This is a genomic window from Vibrio sp. 970 (assembly GCF_033339075.1).
The window spans coordinates 1-742 of record NZ_JAWOTW010000258.1; the positions used below are offsets into that span (position 1 = coordinate 1).

1 protein-coding gene is annotated in these 742 nt (G+C 46.5%); it reads right to left on the bottom strand.

Annotated elements, in window-relative coordinates; genetic code table 11:
* Positions 1–41: 41 nt before the first annotated feature.
* Positions 42–742, bottom strand: a 701-nt coding sequence (locus R7Q11_RS26040; RefSeq protein WP_225466985.1) for a glycosyltransferase family 9 protein, incomplete at its 5' end; no start/stop codon positions are given.

A 742-nucleotide genomic window follows, 5' to 3' on the forward strand; every position in this document is an offset into this window, starting at 1 on the left:
TGACAAATTGACTTCCTTCTTAACAAATCTATACAGGGAGTTTACTGGTATTGCGGGTACAAATCTTCTACGACTTGATTGAACATTGTAATCACTTGCTTGCTTGTGATGCGATTCATTGCTTTTTCATCTTTCGCACGAGTGCTCCAGCTTAGTTGTTGGCTGGTTTTTCCTGTTTCAGCCAAGATGACTTCCTCATAAACTGAGACGGCATACTGTAGATAGCGATATGGGCCCACTCGAATCGGATTATGGTGGGCGTATAAACCAATGATCGGTGTGTTCATGGCGCTTGCCATGTGAGCTGGCCCGGTATCAGGCGCGATGACCATGTCTACTTTGTCAATCAGAGCCAGCATTTGCAGGATTGAGCTTTGCCCAACTAAATTTAGACATGGCTCTTCCAGTCGAGATTGAATGGCATCTGCCAAATCCAGTTCGACTTGAGCTGGGCTGCCAGCCAGAATTACATTCCAACCTTGTGCTCTCGCATGGTGGATGACGTCTATGTACCCTTCAGCATTCCAGTTTTTATATGCTTTACCGGCTCCTGGTACATTACGTAGGTTGGGTTTGTCGCAAGAAACATGATTCTCTGCCCACTCTTGGTCTTGTGCGGAGTAGGAAAGTGCCCAGTCTAGCTCCGTGTTAGGGATGCCAACTTGATGAGCAAATGCCATCAAACCATCCGCCACGTGCAGAGATTGTGGTGAGGGAACTTTGACATTGGTGAATAGTGTTT